This is a genomic window from Microbacterium zouquanmingi, assembly GCF_052266695.1.
GTDB lineage: Bacteria > Actinomycetota > Actinomycetes > Actinomycetales > Microbacteriaceae > Microbacterium.
Genome location: NZ_JBQPQZ010000002.1, coordinates 70786 through 92244 on the forward strand (window position 1 = coordinate 70786; position 21459 = coordinate 92244).

Consider the following 21459-nt stretch of genomic DNA (forward strand, 5'->3'; position numbering starts at 1 on the left):
GGGATGCGCGTTCTACCTTCTAGCCTAACGTGTTCTGCTGGGCAGGCACGTGCGACGTCGCACCGACGCAGGCACAAAAAAGCGAGGAGAAAGCTACCTTGTAGTTATGAAGTTCGTCAGTGAGCAGCCCGCTGTAGATCTCACCTATTCCGATGTCTTTCTGGTGCCTCGGCGATCGGACATCACGAGTCGACTCGACGTCGATCTCGCACCTCACGACGGGACCCCCGCGACCATTCCACTGGTGGCCTCGAACATGAACTCCGTCACCGGCCCCCGGCTCGCTGCTGTGCTCGCGCGACGCGGCGGGATCGGCATCCTTCCGCAGGACATGCCGCTGCAGGAGCTGGATGCTGCGATCCGCGATGTCAAGGCGCAGCCGGTGGCGTGGGACACGCCTCTCGTGCTGTCGCCAGCGGCCACCGTCGCCGATGCACGGGAGCTGCTGCCCCCGGTGAATGGGCACGGCGTGGTCGTCGCGAAAGGGGCGGGGCGGATCGAAGCATCCGCGATCGTCGGCATCCTCTCGGCTTCGCGCCTTGCCACCGCACTATCTGATGCCCGCCTCGGCGACCTCGTGCACGCAGGGACTCCTTCGCTCGATGCAGAAGACGCCGCCGATGCCCGCGGGGCATTCGACGTCATCATTGAAACCGGTGCGGAGCTCGTCACCGTGACCGACCGCGGCCACCTCGTCGGCACTCTGAGCGCTCGCAGCGCACTGCGGTCCACTCTCTATGCACCCGCGATCGACTCGCGCGGGCGTCTCGCGGTCGGAGCGGCTATCGGCATCAACGGCGACGTCGCCGCGAAGGCCCGCGCCCTGGCCGCTGCTGGGGTGGACGTGCTCGTCGTCGACACAGCGCACGGTCATCAGGAGAGCATGCTGCGTGCTCTCGCCACAGTCGCGGAGCTGGACCTCGGCATCCCTCTGGTTGCGGGAAACATCGTCACCGCCGACGGCGTGAACGATCTCGTCGAGGCGGGAGCGACGATCCTCAAGGTCGGCGTCGGGCCGGGTGCGATGTGCACCACCCGCATGATGACCGCGGTCGGGCGCCCGCAGTTCTCTGCTGTGCTCGAGACAGCGGAAGCGGCTCGGGCAGCCGGTGCACACGTGTGGGCCGACGGGGGAGTGCGTTACCCGCGCGATGTCGCTCTCGCGCTCGCCGCAGGCGCGGCATCCGTAATGATCGGCTCCTGGTTCGCTGGCACGCTCGAAGCTCCAGGGCGATTGCAGGCCGATGCCGAAGGCCGCATCTACAAAGAGTCGTGGGGGATGGCATCGACGAAGGCCGTGCAGGCACGGTTCGGACGACTCGACGCCTATGAGCGTGCGCGCAAGGAGCTGTTCGCCGAAGGGATCTCCTCGTCGAAGATCTACCTCGACCCGCTGCGTCCTGGCGTCGAGGATCTGCTGGACATGATCACTTCGGGGGTGCGGTCGTCGTTCACCTATGCGGGGGCGTCGTCTGTGCCCGAGTTCCACGAGCGTGCGCTGGTCGGGCGCCAGTCGGCTGCCGGGTACGAAGAGGGCAAGGCGCTGCCCGTCAGCTGGTAGCGCGCGCTGCTGTTTCCTGTTCGGCGCTGCTGTTTCCTGTTCACGCGGCAGAAGTTTCAGGAGCGCGAACAGGAAACGGCCGCGCGAGCGTGCGGGGGCCGTCGCAGTGACTCGTTCTCCACAGAACGCGATATCGCTCGAGTTGTTCGAGAAGGCGACTTGGCGATCCGGATGCTGTCGTCACTGTGCCAGCATCCAGAGATGGTGATGCAGACCGAGCATCCGAGCATCGTGCATCGTGCATCGGAGACGAGAGCGCGACGGCGGACTCCTGAACGATCGGAAGCTCAAGCAGCGGGTGCGCGACGGGGTGTTTCGGCGCGTCATCGCAGGCAGTTACGTGCGCGATGCGGAATGGAGACGACTGACATGGATGCAACAGCATCTCGTGCGAGTCCTTGAAGTCGCAGACCGTGCGCGGGGCCCGCTTGTGTTCACGCACAGCGCCGCCGCAGCCGTTCACGCAATCGATCGGATCGGGACGTGGCCGAAGCTGGTGGACGTGCGCATCGCGCAGAGTACCGGCGGCCGCTCATCCGGCGCTGTCCGCCGACGCGCGCTGGGATTCGATGGCGTGGATCTGGTCGAGTGGCGCGGGCACCTGGTCACGTCGCCGGCGCAGACATCCGTCGATCTTGCGGCAGAAGGCAGTTTCACCGCCGGTGTCATCGCGTTCGACCAGGTGCTGTGGGCACGAAGGAAAGGCGGTCCGCTCACTGGGCGTGAAGTTGTGCTGCGTGCGATCGATGTGAATCAGCGACGCGGGTATGCGCGAGTGCCGATCGCGATCGACTTCAGCACGAGCCTGGCTGACATTCTCAACGGACGCACTCCCGAGCAGGCGCTGCTGGAAGAGAAGGACCGGGCGGATGCGCTCCGTCGACAGGTGTCGGCTCTGTCACGGTGGCGGACTCCGGATCATCGGGATCCGGCTCGGCTCTACAGCATCCTCACCGCTGATGGGCTGCCGTCTCGCTTTCCGCCTCCGCGCAGGCGTTCTTGAGCTGTCGCTGTCGCTGTCGCTGTCGCTACGGCATCCCTGGCGCGTCGCGCGGCTCGTCGCTGTTCGCGCTGCTGAAACTTCTGCCGCGCGAGCAGAGAATGACAGCGCGAGCCAGGAAACGGCTGGTAGCGCGAGCGCCTCTCTGAAACTCACAGCAAAAGCAGAAAGGCGCGCCTGAGGGATCGGTAGAATCATAGGTACCATGGACGACCCTCCCAGTTGTAGTACTTCGCCCCACTGCCCGCGCTGCCACTCCACGGAGGGAAGCGTCTGATGGATTACGTCATGTTGGGCGTGGGGCTCCTCCTCACAGTCGGAACAGGTCTTTTCGTCGCGAGTGAGTTCGCACTGGTCAATCTCGACCGCGCAGAACTCGAAGCGCGCCAGGCTCGTGGCGAGTCCCGCCTCGCGATCACGATCGGCGCGCTCAAACACACCTCCACACATCTGTCGTCCGCGCAGCTCGGCATCACACTGACCACGCTGCTGACCGGTTACACGATGGAACCGGCGCTGTCGAACCTCCTTCGACCCGTGCTCAGCGCGTGGGGCGTGGCCGAAGGCGCTGTCCAGCCGATTTCGACGGTCGTTGCGATGACCGGCGCGACCGTGCTGTCGATGATTCTCGGCGAGCTCGTGCCGAAGAACTTCGCCCTCGCGCTGCCGCGTGCCACCGCGAAGCTCGTCGTGCCGTTCCAGGTCGCATTCACGACGGTCTTCAAGCCGGCGATTCTCCTGCTCAACGGCAGCGCGAACGGCATCATACGGTCCTTCGGCATCGAGCCGAAGGAAGAGCTCTCCGGCGCACGCACCGCAGAGGAGCTGTCATCGCTCGTGCGACGCTCAGCCAGCGCCGGCGTGCTCGAAGCCGATACCGCCTCCCTGCTCGACCGCACACTGACTTTCTCGCGACTCTCGGCAGATGATGTGATGACCCCTCGTCCGAGCATGCATGCGATCGCCGCGGGAGACACCGCCGAAGACGTCATCCAGCTCGCACGACGCACAGGCCACAGCCGCTTCCCCGTCTACGACGACGATCTGGATGACATCACAGGTGTCGTCCATCTCAAGGCCGCCGTCTCCGTGCCGCGTGATCGACGCTCCGAGGTGCCAGTCGGCGCCCTGTCGACCGAACCGCTGCGTGTTCCAGAGACCCAGCACCTCGACGTGCTCATCTCCGAGCTGCGGGCCAAGGGGTATCAGCTCGCTGTCGTCGTCGATGAGTACGGCGGAACTGCGGGCATCGTCACTCTCGAGGACCTCGTCGAAGAGATCGTCGGCGAAGTCGCTGACGAGCATGATCGCAGCCGTGCCGGTGTGGTTCAAGGGCGCGACTCGATCACATTCCCCGGCGAACTGCGCCCCGATGAACTGCGAAGTCGCACCGGCGTGCGCGTGCCAGAAGGAGACGTGTACGACACCGTGGGCGGTTACATGATGAGCGTGCTCGAACGCGTGCCCTCCACCGGTGACGAGGTAACCCTCGACTCCGGCATCCTGCAGGTCGTCCGCATGGAAGGCCGGCGTGTCGACCGCATTCGGTACACGCCGTCCCCTGTTGATGCCGATGCTGAGGAGGCGGCCCGATGAACGACTGGTCGGGAATCGTCTGGCTCGTGGTCCTGCTGATCGCGAACGCTTTCTTCGTCGGCGCCGAGTTCGCCGTGATCTCTGCCCGCCGCTCGCAGATCGAACCGCGGGCGGAGGAGGGCTCGCGCGCAGCGAAGACCGCGCTGTACGCGATGGAGCACGCAACTCTGATGCTCGCCACCTCGCAGCTCGGCATCACGATCTGCTCGCTGCTGATCCTCAATGTGTCCGAACCCGCGATCCACCACCTGCTCGGCATCCCGATGCACGCCTTCGGGTGGGCGGATGCTGTCGTGGACGTCGTCGCCTTCGTCATCGCGCTCGTGCTGGTCTCGTACCTGCACGTCGTCTTCGGCGAGATGGTGCCGAAGAACCTCGCGTTCTCCATCCCTGATCGGGCGGTGCTCATCCTCGCTCCGCCGCTGGTGTGGGTATCGAAGATCTTCCACCCGGTGATCTGGGTGCTCAATTCGGCTGCGAATGGCGTACTACGTCTGTTCCGCGTCGAGCCGAAGAACGAGGCCGCCTCTACCTTCACGATCGACGAGGTCGCCACGATCGTCAACCAGTCGCGCCGCGAGGGCGTGCTCTCGGATGCCTCGGGGGCTGTCGCCAAGGCCGTGGAGTTCACGGACAAGAAGGCCCGCGATGTCGCTGTCGCGCTCAGCGACCTCGTCACGCTGCCGCAGGCGACGACACCTGACGACATCGAGCGCGCTGTGGCTCGCTACGGCTTCTCGCGCTACGTGATCGTGGACGACGAGAGCATGCCGGTCGGATATGTGCACCTGAAGGATATCCTTCAGGCCTCAGAGGGGGAGGACGCGGAAACCCTGACTGCTGCGCCGATTCCCTCCAAGCGCATTCACCACATGGTGCCGGTGCAGGAGAACACCGATCTCGAAGATGCCCTGGCGATCATGCGTCGCGCAGGTCGCCATCTCGCCAGGGTACGCAACGATCAGGGCGAGACGACCGCGGTGCTGTTCCTCGAGGACATCATCGAAGAGCTCGTCGGTGAGGTTCAGGATGCTACGCGAAAGGTGCGCGGCAGGTAGAGGAGGCCGCTCAGCGCCAGCGTGCGCGCAGGTACTGTGACGGCCACTCGACCTCTGCTGCCAGCTCATGCGCGGCCCGCAATGCGAAATGCGGGTCGCGCAGCCACTCGCGTGCGGCGAAGATTGCATCTGCTGATCCTTCGACCAGGATCTGCTCGGCCTGCTCTGCCGTGGTGATCAGGCCGACGGCTGCGACCGGGATGCGCCCGTCCTGGCGCACGGCAGCGGCCAGCGGCACCTGATACCCGGGGTGTACGTCGATCGTCTGGTGCGCCACGAGTCCGCCGCTGGAGACGTCGATGAGGTCAGCGCCCTTCTCCATCGCCCACTCCGCGACGGAAGTGGCCTCTGCCACGGTGAACCCGCCCTCCGCATGGTCAGTGGCGGATATCCGCACGAAGATCGGCACATCAGCGCCTGCGACATCGCGCACGCTCTCGATGATGCGGAGCAGGAGCCTGGCGCGGTTCTCGAGCGAACCGCCGTACTCGTCCTCGCGCCGGTTCGACAGCGGGGAGAGGAACTGATGCAGAAGGTACCCGTGGGCACCGTGCAGCTCGAGAACGTCGAACCCGGCATCCAGGGCCCGCCGCGCGGCCGTGCGGAACCCCGCCACAATACGCTCGAGACCCGCCGCATCCAGCTCGAGCGGCTCGGCGAAACCCTCGAAGGCGATGGCAGAGGGCGCGACCGTCAGCCATCCGCCTTCAGCTTCGGCAACGGATCCGCGCTGATCGGCCCACGGCCACCACGTTGACGCCTTGCGCCCTGCGTGTGCGAGCTGGATGCCGGCGCGACTGCCGCGGTCATGGATCGCCTGCACGATCGGCGCCCACGCGTCTCGCTGTTCGTCATTCCAGATCCCGGCGTCGCGTGGCGAGATACGGCCTTCCGGGGTGACGCTGGTGGCCTCGGCGACGATGAGCCCAGCACCACCCGAGGCGAACTGCGCGAGATGGGCGTGGTGCCATTCCTGCACGACGCCGTCGATTGCGCTGTACATGCACATCGGCGACACCCACAGGCGGTTCGAGAACGTGGCGGAACGGATGCTGAGCGGGGAGAACAGGAGAGTCACATCTCGAACGTATCGTGCGCAGGACGCGGATCAGCGCGCTAGCGTTGAACCCATGGTCGATGTGGGCAGATGGTCCCGTACGGATACGGTGCGCCTGCTGCGCGTGCCGACGTCGACGGATGACAAGTATTCCCGTGGGGTCGTCGCACTTCGCACCGGATCGAACGCCTATCCTGGCGCCGCTGTGCTGGGCGTCGACGCGGCGTGGCGTGCAGGTGCGGGTTACGTCCGATTCGTCGGCGAGGGGCGTGCAGCGGATGCGGTGATCGCCCGACGCCCAGAGACCGTCGCTGCTGCGGACATCGGCAGCACGCGGGTGGATGCGTGGGTGATCGGATCGGGTACGGACGCCGCGGGCCGCAGCGCTGACGAAACGCGTGCGCTGCAGGAGATCCTCGCAGGCCCCGCTCCCGTGATCGTCGATGCCGGCGCGCTCGACCTCATCGTCGGAGCGGCGGCACCGTTGATCGTGACGCCGCATGCAGGGGAGTTCGCACGTCTGAGCGAGATGCTCGGGCTCGAGGAGAGCGGCAGCGGCGACAGGGAGGCCGACGTCGCCGAGGTTGCGCGCGCGCTGTCGATCACCGTGCTGCTCAAGGGCGCGACCACGCTCATCGCATCGTCACACGGAGCCTTGACCGCTGTCGCGGCTGGACCGAGCTGGCTTGCCACGGCAGGTACCGGCGATGTGCTCGCAGGAGTGCTCGGCGCCTTGACCGCGGCGAACGCTGGTGCACCGCTTGCAGATATCGCAGCAGCGGGGGCATGGCTGCACGGATACGCGGCGGCGTTGGCATCCGGTGCACGGGACGGGCGCCGCGGGCACCCGATCGTTGCGCTCGATGTGTCGGACGCACTGCCGGCGGCCATCGGAGAGCTACTGTCGTGAGGATGCGCACCGCCGGCCTCTGGGCCGTGTTCCTCGCCGTCCATGTGCTGATCGCAGCTCTCGGGTGGCTGTACCCATCCCAGCCGATGGGGGATGTGACTCTCGTGTACCAGCCGTGGTCGCATTCCGCTCTCACCGGTGGTGCGATCGTCGGCATCACCGAGTCGTGGGTGTACCCGCAGCCGGCGTTGCTGCCGATGTTGGCGACACAGCTGATCGCATGGCCCTTGAACGGGCTCGTCGGCGCCATGGGAGCGTACCTGATCGGATGGGCGGTGCTCATCACCGCGCTGGACGCCATCGCCTTCGCCGTGCTGGTGGGACGCACCGGGACGGCAGCTCGGCGCTCCGCTGGCTGGTTCTGGACGGCGGCGCTCGCGCTGATGGGGCCGATCGCCATGTACCGCATCGACGCGGTGACCGTGCCGATGGCAGTGATCGCCGGATGCTGGCTCGTGAAGCGACCGGCCATCGCCACGCTCCTTCTGACCGTGGCCGCCTGGATCAAGATCTGGCCAGGCGCACTCGTTGTCGGTGCGATCGCCGCTGCGCGCACCCGGATGCGGATCCTGCTGGTGTTCCTCGCCACGAGCGCTGCAGTCATCGTGCTGCTGTTCCTGCTCGGCGCGGATCAGCACCTCTTCGGCTTCCTCACCGAACAGACCGGGCGCGGACTGCAGATCGAAGCAGTGTTCGCGACACCATTCATGTGGATGGCAGCAGCGGGTACGGCATCCATTGACTACAGTTTCGAGATTCTTACCTTCCAGATCGGCGCGCCCGGCGTCGACGTGCTCGCTGCGGTGCTCACTCCGCTCATGGCAGTCGTCGCGGTAGGGATCCTCGTCCTGGGAGCGGTCAAGGCGAGCCGCGGGGCATCTTTCCCCCGACTGTTCCCCCCGCTCGCGCTCGCACTGGTCGCATCGCTGATCGTGACCAATAAGGTCGGTTCTCCTCAGTTCCAGACCTGGCTGATTGCACCCGTGATTCTCTGGATCGTGTTCGATCGCACTCGTTCAGGACTGCCGGCGGGGATCGTGCTGGTGCTCAGCGGGCTGACTTGCCTGGTCTATCCGCTGACGTACGACGGGCTGCTGCATGCGCAATGGCTGCCTGTGCTGCTGCTCACCGCGCGCAACGTACTCGTCATCGTGCTCCTGGTCATCGCGATTCGCGCATTGACCCGGGTGCCCGTGGGGCGCGCGGGCAGGCGCAACTGACCACACACTGAAAGGAACACCATGCTCATTGCATTCTCCGTTGCTCCCGGCGGAACCGGAAACACCGATGGCTCCGTCCACGATGCCGTTGCCGCTGCTGTCAAGGTTGTGCGTGAATCAGGGCTGCCACACCGCACGACCAGCATGTTCACCGAGATCGAAGGCCCGGACTGGGACACCGTCATGGCTGTCGTCAAGCGCGCCGTCGACGCAGTGCAGCCGTTCGGATCCCGGGTGTCGCTCGTGCTGAAAGCGGATATCCGCCCTGGGTACTCCGGAGAGCTCGACGCGAAGATCGAGCGACTGGAAGCGGCGATCGAGGAATCCGACTCCTGATAGCCCAGTAGCATTAGCGGGTGAATCACTCCTCGACTCTCTCGAGGGGTGCGGCGAAGATGGCGCTCCTCTCTCTCGCCATCGGCTCTTTCGGAATCGGCATGACCGAGTTCGTCATCATGGGCCTGCTGCCGGACATCGCCCAAGATCTGCTCCCATCGGTGTGGGCGACTTCACCCGACGAGGCGATCGGGCAGACCGGCATCCTCATCTCTCTGTATGCACTCGGCGTCGTCATCGGCGCTCCGACGATCGCGGGCCTGGTCGCGCGCTTCCCTCGCAATCGCGTCATGATCTGCCTCGCGATCGCTCTGACAGTGGGCAACGCCCTCACAGTGATCGCGCCGACGTTCGGTCTCGTCGGCGCCTCACGGCTGCTCGCAGCACTCCCGCACGGCGCGTACTTCGGGATCGGCGCACTGGTCGCAGCCGACGTGCTGGGCCCGGGCAATCGAGCGAAGGGCGTCGCGTTCATCCTCACCGGGCTCACCATCGCGAACGTCGTCGGAGTGCCCGTCGGCACCTTCCTCGGACAGCAGTGGGGGTGGCGGACAGCCTTCTTCGTGGTGACGCTCGTCTTCGCCCTGGCCACGGTGTCGATCGCGCTGTTCGTGCCGAAGCATCCCGGTGACCCCGGACGCACACTGCGCTCAGAACTCGGCGTCTTCAGGGTCGGGCAGGTCTGGCTCACGCTCGGTATCGGCGCGATCGGCTTCGGCGGCTTCTTCGCGGTCTACAGCTACATCGCACCTCTTGTTACCGATGTCGCGGATGCTCCCGAATGGGCGGTGCCGATCGTACTCGTCGTCGTGGGCCTCGGGATGACGGTCGGCAACCTGCTGGGCGGCCACATGGCAGACCGCGACCTGCGTCGCACACTGCTGATGGGCATGGCCGGACTCGTGCTCGTGCTCGCGCTGCTGGCACTGCTGTCGTTCCAGATCATTTTGCTTGCGGTGCTCGCCTTCGCGGTCGGACTGACCTCGTCCATTCTGAGTCCGGCGATTCAGACGCGTCTGATGGATGTCGCCGGCGACAACCAGTCGATCGCGGCAGCCATGAACCACTCCGCATTGAACATCGGCAACAGCCTCGGAGCATTCCTCGGGGGAGTCGTGATCGCGGCAGGATGGGGTTTCACCGCTCCGGCATGGGTCGGCGCAGTGCTTGCGATCATCGGACTGGCGATCACCGCGATCGCCTTTCGAATCGAACGACGAAGCACAGCGGAGCAGTGGTCGGCATAGGGTGATGCCATGGCTCAGTCAATGCTCAACGGTGGGACTGCGGTGCTTCTGCGTGAGCGCGAAGCGAGCATCGAGACGCTGCTGATCCGACGCCCTGACCGAAGCTCGTTCGGCGGTGCGTGGGTGTTCCCCGGCGGTATCGTCGAAGCTGACGATGTCACGGCTGGCGAAGACGAGATCCAGATCGCTGCGCGTGCGGCCGTGCGCGAGTGCGAAGAGGAGGTTGGTCTGCGGCCGATCGATCCGCATGTCTTCTCGTGTTGGGTGCCGCCCGTCGAGGCGCCGAAGCGCGTGCGCACCTGGTTCTTCCTGGCGCACGCGCCAGAAGGCGAGATCCGTCCCGCTCCGCAAGAGGTGATGGAAGCGGCATGGCTCTCACCTGTCGACGCTCTGCAGCGGCACGCCGAGGGCGCGCTGATGCTGTTTCCGCCGACCTGGATCACGTTGAGTGCATTGGCCGCGCACACGAGCGTCGCGGAAGCACTTGCATCCGTGACGGCTCCCGAGACCTATGCGACGCACATTCTGGGCGGCGGGGTGTTTGTCTGGGCAGGTGACGCGCAGCACCCGAGCGGCGGCACCGGGCGACACCGGCTTGAGACCGACATGATGCCCTGGCAGTACACGCGCGACTGAACCGGGGGTTCAGGCCTCCAGCAGACGCTGCAGGTGCATGCCGACGGCATCCGTCTCGATGAGGAATCCGTCGTGACCGAAATCGCTCGTGAGAACGACGGCGTGTCCGTCGTCGATCGTATGCGGCACGCTACGTGCGATGCGCTGCTGTCCGTCCACCGGGAACAGGCGATCGGTGTCGATGCCGAGCACGAGCGTCTTCGCTGTGATCGACTGCAGTGCCGTCTCAACGCCCCCACGGCCGCGACCGACGTCATGGGAGTTCATCGCCTCGACGAGAGTGAGGTAGCTGTTCGCGTCGAAGCGACGAGTGAACTTGTTGCCGTGGAAGTCGAGGTAGGACTCGACGGCGAATCTGCCGCCATGTCCGAGCGGTGAGACATCCGACTGCCAGGAACGCTGAAAGCGCTGATTCAGTTCGATGGGGCTCCGGTAGTTCAGCAGCGCCATGCGTCGCGCGAGGGCGAGCCCTCGATGCGGGCCCTCTCCAATGCTCTGGTCGTAATACTCGCCGCCCTGGAATCGCGGATCGATGCGGATGGCCTCCAGCTGCACGGAATTCAGTGCGATCTGATCGGCGGTGTTCACCGGGGGAGAGGACAGCACCGCGAGGCGCTCGACTCGTTCTGGGTGCATGATGGCCCACTCCAGCGCGTGCATCCCGCCCATGGATCCGCCGACGACCGCTGACCAGCGCTCGATGCCGAGCGCGTCGGCCAGGAGCACCTGGGCCGCCACCTGATCGCGCACCGTCACGTAGGGAAAACGCGATGCCCACTCGTAGCCGTCCGGAGCGACGCTGGCGGGACCGGTGGACCCCTGGCATCCGCCGAGCATGTTGGGGGCGATCACGCACCAGCGGTCGGTGTCGAGCGGAGCGCCTGGACCGACGATGTCCTCCCACCAGCCGGCGGTCGGATGCCCCGGCCCCGCGTCGCCGCGGAGGTGACTGTCGCCGGTGAGGGCATGCAGCACGAGGATCGCGTTGTCTTTAGCGGTGTTGAGCTCGCCCCACGACTCGTACGCGATGCGGATACTCGGCAGCTCTGCGCCGGTTTCGGTGCGGAAGGCGCCGAAGGAAGCGAACTCTCGATCGCCCGCAGGATCGCCGTCTCGCCAGGCTCCCGTCACGGGAGGGCGAGCGCGGAGAAGCCGTGCATCCGCTTCGGTCACGCGCGCCGAGGGCACGGTGTCTTCAGAGGTGCTCTGCCAGTCCATGTCTCCATTGTCGCCTGCCCGTAGCCCTCAGCGGCCCACGTTACATGGTCGGATGCGCCGGCGGACACGTCGCAGAAAAGCACGGATCTCGCAGAGTTCCGAAGGAAGTCTGCGAGATCCGTGCGCTATGGCGAGAGGGTGCTCAGGCGCGAGCGGCCTCCGACACCCGACGTGCTGCAGCGAGAGCATCATCGAGGTCTGCCTTGAGGTCGTCGACATTCTCAAGTCCGACGGACAGACGCACCAGGCCCGGCGTGACGCCGGCGGTGAGCTGCGCCTCAGGCGAGAGCTGCGAGTGCGTGGTGGATGCCGGGTGGATGACGAGCGAGCGCACGTCACCGATGTTGGCGAGGTGGCTGAACAGCGACAGGCTGTTGACGAACTCGCGACCGGCTTCCACGCCGCCCTTGAGCTCGAACGACAGCACGGCACCGACGCCCTTTGGGGCGTACTCGTTGGCCTTGGCGTACCACGGCGACGAGGGGAGCCCCGAGTAGTTCACCGAAGCGACGTCAGCGTGACTCTCGAGCCACTCTGCGATCTCCTGAGCGTTCTGCACGTGGCGCTCGATGCGCAGCGAGAGCGTCTCGACGCCCTGGATGAGGTTCCACGCACTCTGGGGTGCGATGGCAGAGCCGAGGTCGCGGAGCAACTGCACGCGCGCCTTGATGATGTACGCGAGCGCGTCACCGACCGCAGCGGTGTAGACAGCCCCGTGGTACGAGGGATCGGGCTGGGTGAGCTCGGGGAACTTCTCGGCGTTCTTCGACCACTCGAACTTGCCGCCGTCGATGATCGCGCCGCCGATGGTCGTGCCGTGGCCGCCGAGGAACTTGGTGACCGAGTGCACGACGATGTCGGCACCGTGCTCGAACGGGCGGATGAGGTACGGGGTGGCGATCGTGTTGTCGACGATCAGCGGGATGCCGCTGTCGTGAGCGACGTCGGCGATGCCGCGGATGTCGAGCACGTTGATCTTCGGGTTTCCGATGGTCTCGGCGAAGAACAGCTTCGTGTTCGGGCGGACGGCTGCGCGCCACTCCTCGATGTCATCCTGGTTCTCGACGAAGGTGACCTCTACGCCGAGCTTGGCGAGGGTGTACTTGAAGAGGTTGTACGTTCCGCCATAGATCGAACTCGACGAGACAAAGTGGTCTCCGGCCTGCGCGATGTTCAGCACCGCGAAGGTCGATGCGGCCTGGCCGCTGGCGAGCACGAGGGCACCGGTGCCGCCTTCGAGGGCTGCGAGGCGCTGCTCGAGAACGTCCTGGGTGGGGTTCTGGATGCGGGTGTAGATGTTGCCGAACTCGGCGAGCGCGAAGAGGTTCGCGGCGTGGTCGGCGTTGTCGAACACGTAGGACGTGGTCTGGTAGATCGGCGTCGCGCGCGCCTTCGTCACCGGGTCGGGAGCAGCACCGGAGTGGATCTGCTTGGTCTCGAAACGCCAGGTCTCGGGTGCGGACATGAGTTCCTCCAGGGCGGGTAGTGAGGTCGGTACGGCGGATGCCATTCCTGCGAGAGTACGGAACAACGCCGGTGCCGACAACAGACTGGAAATGTTACGTAACATGCCGCATGCGCGAAAACACGCGGCCAGGTCGTACGGTGGAGACATGGTGACACGGCGTGCAGTGGTGACAGGTGCAAGTTCTGGGATCGGTGAGGCTGCGGTGCGCAACCTGCGTGCCAGGGGCTGGGACGTCGTCGGCGTCGCTCGCCGCGAGGATCGGCTGCGCACTCTCGCCGCCGAGACCGGCGCATCGGCGATCGCGTGCGATCTCACCGATGCGGATGCTGTCGCGGCTCTTATTGCCGAACTCGAAGCATCCGGCCCTGTGCATGCGCTCGTGCAGGTCGCCGGCGGTGCACGCGGTACTGATCGGATCGAGGACGGCAGCGTCGCCGACTGGCAGTGGATGTACGACGTCAACGTCCTCGCCGCTCAGCGTCTTGTCGCAGGAATGCTGCCATTGCTCCGCCGTGCGGCCGCGGCTGACGGCCACGCCGACATGGTCTTCGTGACCTCGACTGCTGCGCGGATCGACTACCCGGGTGGCGGCGGCTACAACGCGGCGAAAGCGGCAGAGTCCATGCTCGTCAAGGTGCTGCGTCAGGAGCTCAACGGCGAACCGATTCGTGTCGTCGAGGTGGCGCCGGGACTCGTGCACACCGAGGAGTTCACCCTCAACCGTCTCGGTGGCGACCGCGTCGCCGCCGAAGCCGTCTACGCCGGGGTCGATGATCCGCTGACCGGCGAGGACGTCGCTGATGTCATCGGCTACGCCATGGATGCTCCCGGTCACGTGAACCTCGACCTCATCACGATGCGCCCTGTGGCGCAGTCCGCACAGCACCTGCTCGCACGCGGTCCGCTGCGCGTGCGCCCAGAGCGCGAGGGCTGAATTGGTGCCGGGACGCTCACTCGCACAGCTCGCCGATGACGGAATCATCGACCGCGGCTGGGCAGAGGCGCTCGCACCGGCATCGGACACGATCGCCCAGCTCGGCGCGCGATTGCGAGCCGAGCAGGCCAGCGGCGCCAGCTACCTCCCCGACGGCGCTCATGTGCTGCGGGCGTTCCAGCGACCGCTGGCTCACGTGCGGGTACTCATAACCGGGCAGGACCCATATCCGACTCCTGGGCACCCGATCGGGCTCTCGTTCGCCGTCGATCGCTCGGTGCGGCCGTTGCCGAGGAGCCTCACGAACATCTACGCAGAGCGTGAGAGCGACCTCGGCATCCCGCCGGCACCGCATGGCGATCTGACCGCGTGGAGCGATCAGGGCGTGCTGCTTCTGAACCGAGTGCTCACGGTGAGACCGGGCGCTCCGGCATCCCATCGGGGGTGGGGGTGGGAGCAGGTGACCGAACTCGCCATTCGAGCGCTCGTGGCGCGGGGTCAGCCGCTGATCGCGATCCTCTGGGGGAAGGATGCCGAGAAGCTGCGGCCCGTGCTCGGGGAGACCCCCGCGATCGTCTCCGCCCATCCGTCGCCGCTCTCCGCTCGTCGCGGTTTCTTCGGCTCGCGGCCGTTCTCGCGTGCGAATGCCCTGCTCGCAGAGCAGGGCGCTGCGCCGGTGGACTGGCGTGTCGACGGCGAACTATAGGCTGAGCACGTGCAGTTCGAGCCTGGTGACAAGCGTCGACGGCTGCCGCGCCATCTGCGCTCTCCCGAGCCGGATCCGGCCGCTTTCGCCTATGCGATCCGGCCAACGCGTATCGGTGATCTGCCCGATGTCCGTGAGATCTACAACCACTACGTCGCCAACTCCGCTGTCACCTTCGATGAGAAGGCTTCGACCCATCGCTACTGGCGTGAGAAGTTCGCGCTGCTGACCAAGCTGCAGCTGCCGTTTCTCGTCGCCGTCACTGCGTCGAACCAGGTGATCGGCTACGCACTCGTGCAGCCGTGGGCGAGCAAGTCCGCGTACCGCTACACGGTCGAGGACTCGATCTACCTGGGCCCTGGGGCGGGCGGTAAAGGGCTCGGCTCGGCGCTTCTGCAGGCCCTGATCGAGGCGTGCGAGCAGATCGGTCTGCGCGAGGTCGTCGCGGTGATCAGCGATAGCGGCGCCGATGCCTCGCTCCGTCTGCACGCGAAGCACGGCTTCGTCGAGGTCGGCCGCATGGGCCGGGTGGGATTCAAGTTCGGGCGATCGCTCGGGACGATCTATCTGCAGCGTTCGCTCACTCCAGCGTCGAAGCGTCGCCGTCGGAGATGACGCCGCTGCCGGGGATCACGGGGATCGCTGCGAGCAGGCGCTTCGTATAGTCCTGCTGCGGGTGCATGAGCACGTCTTTCGTGGCCCCGCGCTCGACGATCGCGCCGTCTTTCATCACGGCGACGCTGTCGCACAAGCTCTGCACCACGCCGATGTCGTGCGACACGAGGATCAGAGTCAGCCCTTCGGACTCGAGCAGGGTGTGGAAGACGTCGAGAACCTGAGCGCGCACCGTGACATCCAGAGCGGAGAGCGGTTCGTCGCCGACGAGAATGCGGGGGCGATGTGCAATCGCGCGTGCAATGGCAACGCGCTGGCGCTGTCCGCCGGAGAATTCGTGTGGGTAGCGCTCCGCCATCTCGGGCTCCAGGCCCACTTTGGTCAGAACGGTGCGCACGCGTTCTCGTCGGTCGCCTTCGATCCCCAGCGCCCACAGCGGTTCGGCGATGATCTGCCCTGCGGTCATCCGCGGATCGAGCGATGCGTACGGATCCTGGAAGACCAAACCAGTCTGCCGCCGGAGCCAGTGCAGCGAGCGTGCGGGCGCCGCAGCATGCACCTTCTTCCCATCGACCGTCACTGTTCCCGCAGTGGGGGCGTCCAGTCCGAGGAGCAGGCGGACGAGGGTCGACTTCCCAGATCCGGATTCGCCGATGAGCCCGATGGACTCGCCCGCGTCGATGTCGAGGTCTGTGGGATGCAGCGCGGTCTGCATGGTGGCGCGCTCGAACATGCTCCGTTTCGGCACCGGGAACTCCCGGCTGAGACCGCGCGCCTCGACCAGGCTCATGACGTTCCCTCCGGCCGCCAGAGCGTCGCGGTGGCATCGCGCAGCAGACCTTGGGTGATCGGTGATGAGGGAGCGGTGAGCAACGTCGATATCGGAGCTGCCTCGATCACCCGTCCCTCTTCGAGAACGACGCCGTGGGTGGCTACCTGCGCGAGCACCGCCAGATCATGGGTGATGAACATCAGGGACATGCCCTGCTCCTCCACGAGCGAGAGCAGCAGCCGCAGGATCTCCGCCTGGATCGTGACGTCGAGCGCGGTGGTCGGCTCATCGGCGATGAGCAGAAGCGGATTGCAGGCCAGCGCCATCGCGATTGCTACGCGCTGCCGCTGCCCGCCGGAAAGCTGGTGCGGATACTTGTCGATGATCGTTTCCGGATCGGGCAGCCGCACACGGGCTGCCTCTTCGATCGCACGCTTCCGCGCCTCGCGTTTGCCGACTCCGGTGTGGATGCGCACCGACTCTGCGATCTGGCGACCGACCGTCCGAATCGGATTCAGTGCGGTGCGCGGCTCTTGGAACACGATTCCGATGTCATCGCCGCGCAGGCGGGCGAGCTCTCGATCGGGCATCCCGATCAGCTCGGTTCCATTCCAGCGGATGCTGCCGCGCGCCGTGGCTCCGTCGGGAAGGAGTCCGAGGATCGCGAGCGCCGTGACGGACTTGCCAGAACCGGACTCACCGATCAGCCCGAGACGTGCGCCGTCAGGCACCTCGAATGAGATGCCGTCAATGACGCGGCGGCCGTCGATGTCGACCACGAGATTCTGCACTTCGAGACTCATGCGACCACCGCCGGGGTATGGATTTCTGCCGATCGATGCTGCAGCGTCGGATCAGTCGCCTCACGCAGTGCGTCGCCGAGGAGATTGAGGGAGAGCACGGTGATCGTGATGGCAAGACCGGGCCAGATCACCGAGAGCGGATGGACGCCGATGTACCGCTGGAGGTCGGCGAGCAGAATGCCCCACGAGGGCTCTGTGACGGATGCGCCGAAACCGAGGTAGGACAGCCCGGCTTCCGCGAGGACGGCGACGGCCATCGACCATGACAGCTGCACGATGAAGACCGGAGCAACGTTGGGCAGCAGATGACGCACGAGATTCTGCGAGGTGGTGAGACCGGATGCTCGGCCGGCGAGCACGAAGTCGCTCTTCTGCACTCGGCGCAACTCCGGGCGGGTGACGCGGGCGATGTTCACGCCGAAACCGATGCCGACCGCCCAGATGACGACCCAGAGCGACCCACCCCAAACCGAAGAGATCATCATGGCGATGATGAGCACGGGGAATGCGATGAGGATGTCGACGAGAACAGCGATGGTCTCGCGCATCCAGCGGAACGTCAAGGCACCAAGGGCAGCGAGGGCGATTCCGACGACCGTGGCCACGATCCCGGACCCGACGCTGACGAAGACAGTGGTGCGCGCGCCGGCCATGATGAGGCTGAGGATGTCTCGGCCGGTGCCATCGGTGCCGAGCAGGTGCGGCCAGCCGGGCGGTGCCCACCGGTTGCGCACGACAGTCTCGAGCGGGTTGAACGGCGTCCAGAACAGGGAGATCAGCGCGACCAGTGCGATCACCGCCACCGCGACGACCGCGAAACGCCCGGTGGCGGTGCTCCAGAGCGATCTCAGCCAGCGGGGCATCATGCGGCCTCTCTCTGCCTGGGGTCGACGAAGTGGTGCACGAGGTCGACGATGAAGCCGATGATGAGCACGAGGCCGGTGAGAACCAGCAGTTCGCTCTGCACCTTGACCAGGTCCCGCGTTCCCACATCGGTCACGAGCATCCGCCCGATGCCGGGAAGCGTGAAGAGCTGTTCGATCACGACAGAGCCGACGACGATTCCAGCGACCTGAAGGCCGAGCACCGTCACGATGGACAGACCGACCGCGGGGATCCCGTGCTGGATCAGCGCGCGGTTGCGGGTGAGGCCCTTCGCCGCGGCGGTGCGAACGAAATCTTGGCCCCGCGCCTGGAGGGTCGCGCTGCGCACGAAGCGCAGCAGCATCGCGCCCTCGACGATTCCGATGGTCAGTGCGGGCAGAAGCAGCGCCCGCAGTGCCTGCCCCGGCTGTTCCCATCCGTGACGAGGGAAGCCCTGTGCGGGAAGCCAGCCCAGCCACACGGCGAACACGACGATGAGCATCATGCCAGCCCAGATCACCGGGACCGCGGCCAGGGCTTGCGCGGTGATGTTGATCGCTGTTCCACCTGCGCGGCCGCGCAGCAGCGCTGAGCCGACCCCGAAGGGCACCGCGATCAGCAGGGCGATCACCAGCGACATGATGCCGAGGGGAACCGTGATCTGCGCCTTCTGGGCGAGTTCTGCGCCCACTGAGGCACCGCTGAGCTGCGAGGTTCCGAGATCGCCGGTGAGTACGCCGCCGATCCATTCGCCGTACTGGGCGATCAGAGGGCGATTGAGGCCGAGCGATTCACGGAGCGCCTCGACTGCTGCGGGAGAGGCCTGGGTGCCGGCGATGAGCTGAGCGACGTCTCCGGGAAAGACGCGGAGAGTGACGAAGATGAGCACGCTCGACACGAGGAGCCCTGCGATGAGCAGGACTCCTCGTGTGAGCGTGTAGCGGATCACGCTGGGTTACTCGGTCGGCGTCAGTCCGCGGCGACGGTGACGCCGGCGAGGTTGATGCGCGAGTTGATCGAGTCCTCTGGAAAACCGGACACGGTCGGGCGAAGCGCAGTGATCGTCTCGCCGGTGTACAGCCAGTCGGCGGCGTGATCCTCAGAGACCAGGCGCGCGGCCTTCGCGAGGATCTTGGCGCTCTCGTCCGGGTCGGTTTCAGCGAGTGCCTCGGCGTAGAGCTTTTGCACTTCGGGATTGTCATAGCCGAAGTAATAGTCGGGGTTGGCGAAGTTCCCGAAGTCGCGAGGCTCCACATGAAGCACGAAGCTGAGCTCGTAGTCCTTGTTCGTGTAGACGTCCTCGAGCCAGGTGGGGAACTCCACCGAGTCGACCTCGAGCGTCACACCGATCTTCGCGAATTCAGAGACCAGTACCTGCGGCACGGTCGTTCCATAGAACGCAGGGATCGTGAGGGTCAGTTCGAGATCCTCCTGACCTGCCTCGGCGAGCAGCTCCTTGGCCTTCTTCGGGTCGTACGGAACGAGATCCGAGAGGTCTTCATAGCCGGGGTCGAGCTCGGGGATGGGGCCGTACAGCGGTTGGCCTGCACCGACGGCCTCGATCAGGGCTTCGTGGTCGATGCCCAGACGCAGCGCCTCGCGCACGCGAACGTCGTTCAGCGGCGCCTTCGCGTTGTTGAAGGCGAGCGTGGCCTTGTCTGTCGTACGGCCCTTCGTCATCACGAACTCGCCGGAGTCCTCGAGCTGAGGGGCGAGATTGGGGTCGACGGCGGTGAGGACGTCGAGGCTGCCATCGAGCGCTGCGTTGACGCCAGCCGTGAAATCGGGGATGTACTCGAAGACCACCTCGGCGATTCCTGCGGGCTCGCCCCAGTACTCGTCGTAGCGGTCGAAGGTGATGGTGCTGCCCTTGCTCCAGTTCTGCAGCGTGAAGGGGCCGGTGCCGTTCTCCGCGGTCTGCAGGTCGGTGGTGTCGCCGGCCTGGAAGACGAGACCGGCAGGACCGGTGAGAGCGAACAGGAAGTTCTGGTTCGGCTCGTTGAGCGTGATCACGACGGTGCTGGCATCTGGAGCTGCGATTGATGCGACGTTCGCGAACTCTGCGTTGCCCTGGAGGGACTCGTCCGTGCGGACCGCTTCGAGGGAGGCGACGACGTCGGCCGAGGTCATCGCAGTGCCATTGTGGAAGGTGACGCCCTCGTCGATGGTGAACGTGTAGACGAGTCCGTCGTCGGAGACCTCGTAGTCGGAGGCCAGTCGCGGTTCGATCGTGTTGTCCTGCGCGCGGGTGACGAGCCCCTCGTAGATGTTGTCGACGAGGATCTGCTCGAGCGCAGCTCCGCTGGTGTGGCGGATGTCGAGGTTGGTCGGCTCGAGGACGAGCCCGACGGTCAGGCTGGCGTCAGGGTCAGGTTTGCTGTCAGAAGTCTTGACCGGCTCGGGCGAGGCTCCCGCGCAGGCACTGAGGACCACGGCTGCGACGGCAAGCGCGGAGATGACGGCAAGGCGTCTGGTGCGTCGGAACATGTCTTTACGATGTCCTCTCGGGACGGGGTGGGTGCTGCAGGAAAGTGCAGTGTCAGGGCGTTGTGTCGATCGTGGTGCGGATGAGCGCGGCGAGCTCGCGCGGCGCGGTCTCCTGCACATTGTGCGTGGCGTCGATGGTGACCACGGCAGCACAGGGAAGGCGGCTTTGGAATTCTTCAGCATCCGCTTCGCTGACGAAGCCGCGGGCCGCGCGAACCAGCGTCAGGGGAACGGTGATCGCGGTGAGGTCGTCCCAGCCGCTCACATCGAGCACCGCGTTCGCGGCCTCCGGCGTCGGGGCTGCGAGCGCGGTGGCAGCGAGGTGTGCAAAATGATGCTTCCACTCCACACGGCCATCGTCTCGGACTCTGGTGTTCAGGAAGACGCCTCGTTCCGTCTCTGCGCGCGTGCCGCCGAACCCGAGCGACATGGCGCGGTCGACGAGCTCGTCTCGAGCAGCGAAATCCGTGGGGCCCTCGTAGAACGCACGCAGTGCCGAGGGGCCGCCGGAGGTGTCGATGCCGGGAGTGATGTCCACGATGATCACGTCGCTGACGAGCTGCGGGCGGGATGCTGCGACCGCCGCGGCGGTGAGGCCGCCGAGCGACTGTCCGACGAGCACCTGCGGTGCGGTCGCCCACTCGGCCAGGGCGAATGCGACATCGCCCGCGAGCGTGCGGGCGGCATAGGCCGCGTCATCGCGCCACGATGAATCACCGTGCCCCGCGAGATCGATTGCCAGGGTCGGCACCTGCAGGTCGAGCACCATCGTGTCCCAGGTATGCGCGTTCAGGCCGGCGCCGTGGAGCAGCGTGGTGACTGGCGGTCCTTCTCCAAACCGGAGGGCGCTGAGGACGCGACCGTCGGGAAGCGTGAGAGTGAGGCGTTCGACCTGTGGAACAGGTACACCGAGCGTCTGAGCCTGTAACGGAAGATACTGGAACTCGCTGGCGGTGGTTGGCACGCCCATA

The 21459-nt window shown here is 66.0% G+C and carries 21 protein-coding genes; 12 read left to right on the top strand and 9 right to left on the bottom strand.

The annotated features are described in order from the left end of the window. Positions 1 to 106: 106 nt before the first annotated feature. The 4 genes from guaB1 to ACTU6U_RS04495 all read left to right on the top strand — a co-directional run bounded on the left by guaB1 (position 107) and on the right by ACTU6U_RS04495 (position 5215). Positions 107 to 1561, top strand: coding sequence for a GMP reductase (gene guaB1, locus ACTU6U_RS04480; RefSeq protein ID WP_443467973.1), 1455 nt, complete (start codon positions 107 to 109; stop codon positions 1559 to 1561). A 238-nt stretch (positions 1562 to 1799) separates the two neighbouring features. Further along, positions 1800 to 2564 (top strand): hypothetical protein, encoded by a 765-nt coding sequence (locus ACTU6U_RS04485; RefSeq protein WP_443467974.1) that lies wholly within the window; start codon positions 1800 to 1802, stop codon positions 2562 to 2564. Between the two features lie 273 nt (positions 2565 to 2837). Further along, positions 2838 to 4157: a hemolysin family protein gene (locus tag ACTU6U_RS04490; protein ID WP_443467975.1), complete on the top strand. Its 1320-nt coding sequence runs from the start codon at positions 2838 to 2840 to the stop codon at positions 4155 to 4157. Beyond that, positions 4154 to 5215, top strand: a complete 1062-nt coding sequence (locus tag ACTU6U_RS04495; RefSeq protein WP_443467976.1) for a hemolysin family protein — start codon at positions 4154 to 4156, stop codon at positions 5213 to 5215. The genes ACTU6U_RS04490 and ACTU6U_RS04495 overlap by 4 nt, the downstream gene beginning before the upstream one ends. Positions 5216 to 5225: 10 nt before the next feature. On the opposite strand, the gene ACTU6U_RS04500 is transcribed toward ACTU6U_RS04495, so the two are convergent. Then, a complete protein-coding gene (locus ACTU6U_RS04500; RefSeq protein WP_443467977.1) occupies positions 5226 to 6293 on the bottom strand; it encodes an NADH:flavin oxidoreductase/NADH oxidase in 1068 nt (355 codons plus the stop codon). A gap of 52 nt (positions 6294 to 6345) precedes the next feature. On the opposite strand from ACTU6U_RS04500, the gene ACTU6U_RS04505 reads away from it, so the two are divergent. Genes ACTU6U_RS04505 through ACTU6U_RS04525 form a run of 5 tightly spaced genes read left to right on the top strand, consistent with a single transcriptional unit; the run spans position 6346 to position 10621 of the window. Continuing rightward, positions 6346 to 7182, top strand: coding sequence for an ADP-dependent NAD(P)H-hydrate dehydratase (locus ACTU6U_RS04505; protein ID WP_443467978.1), 837 nt, complete (start codon positions 6346 to 6348; stop codon positions 7180 to 7182). A 2-nt stretch (positions 7183 to 7184) separates the two neighbouring features. Further along, positions 7185 to 8402 (top strand): glycosyltransferase family protein, encoded by a 1218-nt coding sequence (locus ACTU6U_RS04510; RefSeq protein WP_443467979.1) that lies wholly within the window; start codon positions 7185 to 7187, stop codon positions 8400 to 8402. 21 nt (positions 8403 to 8423) lie between these two features. Continuing rightward, on the top strand, positions 8424 to 8738 hold the full coding sequence (locus ACTU6U_RS04515) for a thiamine-binding protein (protein WP_443467980.1): 315 nt from the start codon (positions 8424 to 8426) through the stop codon (positions 8736 to 8738). A 59-nt stretch (positions 8739 to 8797) separates the two neighbouring features. Further along, the gene (locus ACTU6U_RS04520) at positions 8798 to 9985 is read left to right on the top strand and encodes an MFS transporter (RefSeq protein ID WP_443468425.1); all 1188 of its coding nucleotides are present in this window, start codon (positions 8798 to 8800) and stop codon (positions 9983 to 9985) included. A gap of 9 nt (positions 9986 to 9994) precedes the next feature. After that, entirely contained in the window at positions 9995 to 10621 is a 627-nt protein-coding gene (locus ACTU6U_RS04525; protein ID WP_443467981.1) for an NUDIX hydrolase, read from the top strand. A 9-nt stretch (positions 10622 to 10630) separates the two neighbouring features. Here the strand turns inward: ACTU6U_RS04525 and metX are convergent, their stop codons facing one another. Next, positions 10631 to 11839, bottom strand: a complete 1209-nt coding sequence (gene metX / locus ACTU6U_RS04530) for a homoserine O-acetyltransferase MetX (protein ID WP_443467982.1) — start codon at positions 11837 to 11839, stop codon at positions 10631 to 10633. A gap of 142 nt (positions 11840 to 11981) precedes the next feature. After that, a complete protein-coding gene (locus ACTU6U_RS04535) occupies positions 11982 to 13304 on the bottom strand; it encodes a bifunctional o-acetylhomoserine/o-acetylserine sulfhydrylase (RefSeq protein ID WP_443468426.1) in 1323 nt (440 codons plus the stop codon). Positions 13305 to 13452: 148 nt separating this feature from the next. Here ACTU6U_RS04535 and ACTU6U_RS04540 point away from each other — a divergent pair, with 148 nt between their 5' ends. Genes ACTU6U_RS04540 through ACTU6U_RS04550 form a run of 3 tightly spaced genes read left to right on the top strand, consistent with a single transcriptional unit; the run spans position 13453 to position 15562 of the window. Continuing rightward, a complete protein-coding gene (locus ACTU6U_RS04540) occupies positions 13453 to 14241 on the top strand; it encodes an SDR family oxidoreductase (protein ID WP_443467983.1) in 789 nt (262 codons plus the stop codon). A 4-nt stretch (positions 14242 to 14245) separates the two neighbouring features. Then, on the top strand, positions 14246 to 14947 hold the full coding sequence (locus ACTU6U_RS04545) for a uracil-DNA glycosylase (RefSeq protein WP_443467984.1): 702 nt from the start codon (positions 14246 to 14248) through the stop codon (positions 14945 to 14947). A 9-nt stretch (positions 14948 to 14956) separates the two neighbouring features. Then, the gene (locus tag ACTU6U_RS04550; RefSeq protein ID WP_443467985.1) at positions 14957 to 15562 is read left to right on the top strand and encodes a GNAT family N-acetyltransferase; all 606 of its coding nucleotides are present in this window, start codon (positions 14957 to 14959) and stop codon (positions 15560 to 15562) included. Here the strand turns inward: ACTU6U_RS04550 and ACTU6U_RS04555 are convergent. From ACTU6U_RS04555 to ACTU6U_RS04580, 6 genes are read right to left on the bottom strand one after another with little or no spacing between them, the layout of a single operon-like run. Beyond that, positions 15528 to 16352, bottom strand: coding sequence for an ABC transporter ATP-binding protein (locus tag ACTU6U_RS04555; protein ID WP_443467986.1), 825 nt, complete (start codon positions 16350 to 16352; stop codon positions 15528 to 15530). The genes ACTU6U_RS04550 and ACTU6U_RS04555 overlap by 35 nt on opposite strands. After that, complete coding sequence (locus tag ACTU6U_RS04560; protein WP_443467987.1) at positions 16349 to 17137, bottom strand: ABC transporter ATP-binding protein; 789 nt, start codon at positions 17135 to 17137, stop codon at positions 16349 to 16351. Before ACTU6U_RS04560 ends, ACTU6U_RS04555 begins: the two co-directional genes overlap by 4 nt. After that, the gene (locus ACTU6U_RS04565; RefSeq protein ID WP_443467988.1) at positions 17134 to 18003 is read right to left on the bottom strand and encodes an ABC transporter permease; all 870 of its coding nucleotides are present in this window, start codon (positions 18001 to 18003) and stop codon (positions 17134 to 17136) included. The genes ACTU6U_RS04560 and ACTU6U_RS04565 overlap by 4 nt, the downstream gene beginning before the upstream one ends. Further along, positions 18000 to 18950, bottom strand: a complete 951-nt coding sequence (locus ACTU6U_RS04570; protein WP_443467989.1) for an ABC transporter permease — start codon at positions 18948 to 18950, stop codon at positions 18000 to 18002. Before ACTU6U_RS04570 ends, ACTU6U_RS04565 begins: the two co-directional genes overlap by 4 nt. 20 nt (positions 18951 to 18970) lie before the next feature. Then, complete coding sequence (locus ACTU6U_RS04575; RefSeq protein ID WP_443467990.1) at positions 18971 to 20488, bottom strand: ABC transporter substrate-binding protein; 1518 nt, start codon at positions 20486 to 20488, stop codon at positions 18971 to 18973. A gap of 52 nt (positions 20489 to 20540) precedes the next feature. After that, the gene (locus ACTU6U_RS04580) at positions 20541 to 21458 is read right to left on the bottom strand and encodes an alpha/beta fold hydrolase (RefSeq protein ID WP_443467991.1); all 918 of its coding nucleotides are present in this window, start codon (positions 21456 to 21458) and stop codon (positions 20541 to 20543) included. Position 21459 lies beyond the last annotated feature (1 nt).